At 62.4% G+C, this 5,000-nt stretch carries 2 protein-coding genes and 1 rRNA gene; all 3 read left to right on the top strand.

Annotation, left to right across the window (positions count from 1 at the left end; all coding sequences use genetic code 11):
• Positions 1 to 469: 469 nt before the first annotated feature.
• Complete coding sequence (locus tag HGB41_RS23110) at positions 470 to 2,113, top strand: DUF418 domain-containing protein (protein WP_171088663.1); 1,644 nt, start codon at positions 470 to 472, stop codon at positions 2,111 to 2,113.
• On the top strand, positions 2,110 to 4,467 hold the full coding sequence (locus tag HGB41_RS23105; RefSeq protein ID WP_171088662.1) for a penicillin acylase family protein: 2,358 nt from the start codon (positions 2,110 to 2,112) through the stop codon (positions 4,465 to 4,467). The genes HGB41_RS23110 and HGB41_RS23105 overlap by 4 nt, the downstream gene beginning before the upstream one ends.
• A 444-nt stretch (positions 4,468 to 4,911) precedes the next feature.
• Positions 4,912 to 5,000 (top strand): 16S ribosomal RNA (locus HGB41_RS23100); the annotation flags it as partial.

Below are 5,000 nucleotides of genomic sequence, written 5' to 3'. Positions count from 1 at the left end.
CCATCCCGAACAGGACCGTGAAACGACTTTGCGCCGATGATAGTGCTGCAACCAGTGTGAAAGTAGGTTATCGTCAGGCTAGTTATAAAGAAAAAGCCCGCTAGTGAACTAGCGGGCTTTTTTGCGTCTTGATCAGAATCCCACCAGGGCAAGGATCCGCAATGCGGATCCGGCGGTGGGGTTTTTGCTTTGTGCAAAGCAGAGCCCACTCGCTCGGATCCACACCGTGGATCCTCACCTGGGTGGGCTTTTCTGCTTCCATACGCCTACCCCACCCGTTCAGATGCGCACTGCGCATCTTCACTTCTGGTGGGGTTTTTTGCGTTTTGCGCTCCATAAGTTCATCAATTTTCGACAGAGGCGCTGAAACCGCAACTCGTCCATGGCTTCCTGCACTTTGTCGCATCCCAACCGCTACCTGCATCCGCCTGCGCTACGATCACCGGATCAAAACATAATGGGGATGGCGATGGACCAGACACTAGCTCCGGTGGCCTTGACACCCGTAACAAGCGACGAACGCATCCAGTCACTCGACGTGGTGCGCGGCTTTGCCCTGATCGGCATCCTGCTGATGAACGTGGAATTCTTCAATCGTGCCACTGCCGCGATCGGCTCAGGCATGCAAACCGGCCTCACCGGGGCCAACTACTGGGTAAGCTATTTTGTCCAATATTTCGTCACCGGTAAATTCTGGACTATTTTCTCCCTGCTGTTCGGCATGGGCTTCGCCGTCATGCTGATGCGCGCCGAGCGCGCCGGCCGCAGTTTCCTCGTTCCCTACATGCGCCGCATCGCCGCCCTTGCCGTGTTCGGGGCACTCCACCATGTTTTCCTGTTCGCCGGCGATATCCTGTTCAGCTACGCAGTCGCCGCGACGGCGCTGCTGGTCGTGTTGTACGGCCGGTTCAAGTGGATCGTGCTGGCAATGGCCTTATGCATCGGCGGCGGCTTCATTCCCCACATGGATTGGTTGTTCGGGATCGCCGGCGGCCTGGCCTTCTTCGGGCTCGCGGCCTGGTGGCTGCGCGGCGAACAGCGCATGAAACGTTTCGGCAAGCCGCCGGTGATCGCGTTCGTGCACATGCTGGCCGGTGCAATCGCGGCGATCGCCGGCGCCGTTTCCTGGGCAGTGCCCGACACGCCGCCGGAGGCCCGCTTCGGCCTGGCCCTGCTGGGATTTGCCTTGCTGACGCTCGGTTACCTGACCATGCGCTACCACGCCGACAAGGCGGGCCGCCCATGGCGCCTTGGTGTGGGCATCTACTGCTTCGCCTTCTTCATGATGACCGGCGCCGGCGCATCGATGTACTTTTTCCCTGAAAAGCCTGCAGCCGTCATGACCACGGCCGAAGCGAAGAAAGAAAAAGAGGCGGCCGCGGAGCGGGCGAAAGCGCGGCGAGAGCGCGAGGCGCGCATTCGCGAAGAAACCGCTGTGCTCAGCAAGGGAAGCTATACCCATGCGGTCACGCTGCGTACCGGACGCTTCGGCGAACACGCGGCGGGTGAAGTCGGATTCGCGACCATCCTGATCGGCATGTTCTTGATCGGTACCTGGTTCGTCCGCGCCGGCATCATGGAAAAAGCTTCCGCTCACCTGCCGCTGTTCCGCAAGCTGGCCTTGTACGGCCTTCCGTTTGGTATCGGCATGGGCCTGCTCGGTTCGGCCATCGCCATGCATCCGGTGCCGGGTTCGCGCGGTGCCGACGGCTGGCAACTGGCGATGGGCCTGCAAATGCTCGGTAACCTGCCGGCCTCGCTCGGGTATGTCAGCGTGGTGATCCTGATGCTGCACAGCGCATCGCCACTGAACAAGGTGCGCGTGCTTGCGCCGTTCGGCCGCATGGCCCTCACGAATTACCTGACGCAGTCAGTGGTCGCATCCACCTTCTTCTTCGGTTACGGCTTCGGCAACTGGGGCATGTCGCGCGTCGAGCAGATGCTGTTCGTGGTGGTGCTGGCGGCGGCCCAGATTGTGTTCAGCCACGTGTGGCTGTCGCGCTTCCGTTACGGCCCGATGGAGTGGCTGTGGCGCGCGGTCACTTATTGGCAGGTCCCTCCGATGCGCATCAAGACCCCTGCGATCATGCCCGCAGTGGTCACGCCCGCGTGACGGCGCTTGCCCGCATCGGTGCGGCGCTGCTGGTGGGCGTCGCCTTGCCTTCGGCGGCCCAGCCGCTGAAGGTGGCCGGCTTGAGCCAGCCGGCGCGCATCCTGGTCGATACCTGGGGCGTCCCGCACATCTACGCCGCCAGCCAGGACGACGCCTTCTTCGTCCAGGGCTTCAATGCCGCGCGCGACCGCCTGTTCCAGATCGACCTGTGGCGCCGCCGCGGCCTGGGCGAGCTGGCCTCCGTGTTCGGGCCGGCCTACATCGAGCAGGACCAGGCGGCGCGCCTGTTCCTGTACCGCGGGCGGATGGACGCCGAATGGGCCGCTTACGGCCAGGATGCCCAGCGCACCAGCGCGCGTTTCGTCGCCGGCATCAATGCCTATATCGACCACATTGCGCGCAAGCCGGAACTGCTGCCCTTCGAATTCCGCCAGCTCGGCTACACGCCTGCGAAGTGGCTGCCGGAAGACGTGGTGCGCATCCGCAGCCATGGCCTGACGCGCAACCTGACGCAGGAATTCGCCCGCGCGCGTGTGGTCTGCCGCGCCGGCCTGGCGGCAGATGCGGTCCGCGCCCAGCTGTCCCCAAGCTGGACCACCCGTGTGCCGGAAGGACTCGATCCCTGCCTGCCCGACGACGCACTCGATGTCTTCACGCGCGCGACCGAGAACGTGCGCTTCGGCCGCCGACCGGTGCAGGCCTCGCGTGCGATGCTGAATGAGGAAACGCTCGAAGGCAGCAATAACTGGGTGGTCGCTCCGTCGCGCACGGCCACCGGCCGGCCGATCCTCGCCAACGATCCGCACCGCGCCTACGGTGCGCCCTCGCTGCGCTACATCGTGCACCTCAGCGCGCCGGGCCTGGACGTCATCGGGGCAGGGGAGCCGGCACTGCCCGGCGTGTCGATCGGCCATAACGGCAAGGTCGCTTTCGGGCTCACCATCTTCAGCATCGACCAGGAAGACCTCTACGTCTACGAAACCAATCCCGCCAACCCGCAGCAGTATCGCTACCAGGACCGGTGGGAGAATTTTCGCGTGGTGAGGGAGGCGGTCCAGGTGCGCGGCCGGCCCGCCGCGAACGTCGAGCTGCGCTTTACCCGCCACGGACCGGTGATTTACCAGGACGGCATCAAGCACCGTGCGCTCGCCGTGCGCACTGCCTGGACCGCACCCGGCATGGCGCCTTACTTCGGCAGCATCGACTACATGAAAGCACAGGACTTCCCGCAGTTCCGGCGCGCGATGGAACGCTGGGGCGCGCCGACCGAAAACCAGGTGTACGCCGATACGGCGGGGAACATCGGCTGGGTTGCGGGTGGCCTTGCGCCGGTACGCCCGAACTGGGATGGCCTGATGCCGGTGCCGGGCGATGGCCGCTACGAGTGGAAGGGGTTCCTCGACGGCGCCAAGCTGCCCTTCGTGCTCAATCCGAAGCAAGGCTGGTATGCGTCGGCGAACGAAATGAACCTGCCTGCCGGCTTCCCGTACAAGGAGCACAAGCTCGGCTTCGAGTGGCCCGACAACGCACGTGCAAGGCGCATCGCCGGCGTGCTCTCAAAGACGCCGAAGGCCAGCATGGAGGACATGCAGCGGCTGCAGAACGACGTGGTCTCGCTGAATGCGCGGCGGCTCATTGCCTTGCTCAAGCCGCTGTCTTCGCAGGCGCAAGAAGCGCGGTCCGCACTGCGCCTGCTGTCGGCATGGGATGGCGAGGAGCGCGCCGGCTCCGCGGCCGCGGCCTTGTACGAAGTGTGGTGGTCGCGACACCTGGGTCGTGCATTCAAGTCGGCGGTGCTGTCGCCAGCCGCGACACTCGCAATGGATGCGCCGAACCCCAGCGTCCTGATCGCGTCGCTCGAGAAGCCAGGCCAACGATTCGGCGCCGATGCGATCCGCAGGCGTAACGAAGTCCTGCTCACCAGTCTTGGTGCGGCATGGGCCGAAATGGAAACGCTGCAGGGAGCGGATCCTGCAAGCTGGCAGTGGGGCAAACTTCATTTCAGCTATTTTGCGCACCCGATGACGCCGATCCTCGATCACGCTGCACGCGCGCAGGTCAACGTGGGGCCGCTGCCCCGCGGGGGCGGGGCCTTCACAGTGAACGTGTCGAGCTATCATCCGGACAGTTTCTGGCAGGCGCACGGTCCCTCGTTCCGGGTGGTACTCGATGTAGGGAACTGGGATAACTCGCGTGCGATCAACACTCCCGGTCAGTCCGGCAATCCGTCCAGCCCGCATTACCGTGACTTGGCGACGAGCTGGTCGGAAGGGAAATACTTTCCGCTGCTATATTCGCGGCAAGCGGTGGAGAAGGCTGCGCGCCAGGTCATCCAGCTGGTGCCAGTACCTTAACGCGTGGGCCTTGCAAGGCAGCTCGCGCTTTGTTATAGTTCGCCTCCGCTTCGGAACACACTACGGCAAACGCCGATGTGAAGGCCGGAAATGTTAACGTAATCAAATGGTTACGGAGGCATGAGGTGCAGAGAAATCTGCAACGAAGCAAAAATCGGGATTGACGAGCAACGCGAATTACTGCATACTCTCTTTCCTGCTGCTGACGAACACAACGCTTCGTCGAGTGCAGCAAGGCAGTACCAAACAAAGTTCTTTAAAAATTTACAGTCGATAAGTGTGGGCGTTTGATGAAGGTGCCAGGGACTTCGGTTCTTGATTACTTAAATTATCAAATGTTCACAAAAAAGAAATAGCGTTGTCCCAGCAATGGGATGACGGTCAGTATTTTGAGTGAGCGACCCCTTAGCAATAAGGGTGACAGAAATGTCAGCAACAGAGATTAAACTGAAGAGTTTGATCCTGGCTCAGATTGAACGCTGGCGGCATGCTTTACACATGCAAGTCGAACGGCAGCGCGGGGCAACCTGGCG

Source organism: Telluria aromaticivorans (genome assembly GCF_013003915.1).
Lineage (GTDB): Bacteria > Pseudomonadota > Gammaproteobacteria > Burkholderiales > Burkholderiaceae_D > Telluria > Telluria aromaticivorans.
The sequence above is the reverse complement of the archived record's forward strand: the minus strand, read 5'-3'. Positions and strand labels throughout refer to the sequence as shown.

Coding starts and splice junctions, on each gene's coding strand:
- HGB41_RS23110 (WP_171088663.1), top strand. CDS start 470: ATGGACCAGACACTAGCTCCGGTGGCCTTGACACCCGTAACAAGCGAC.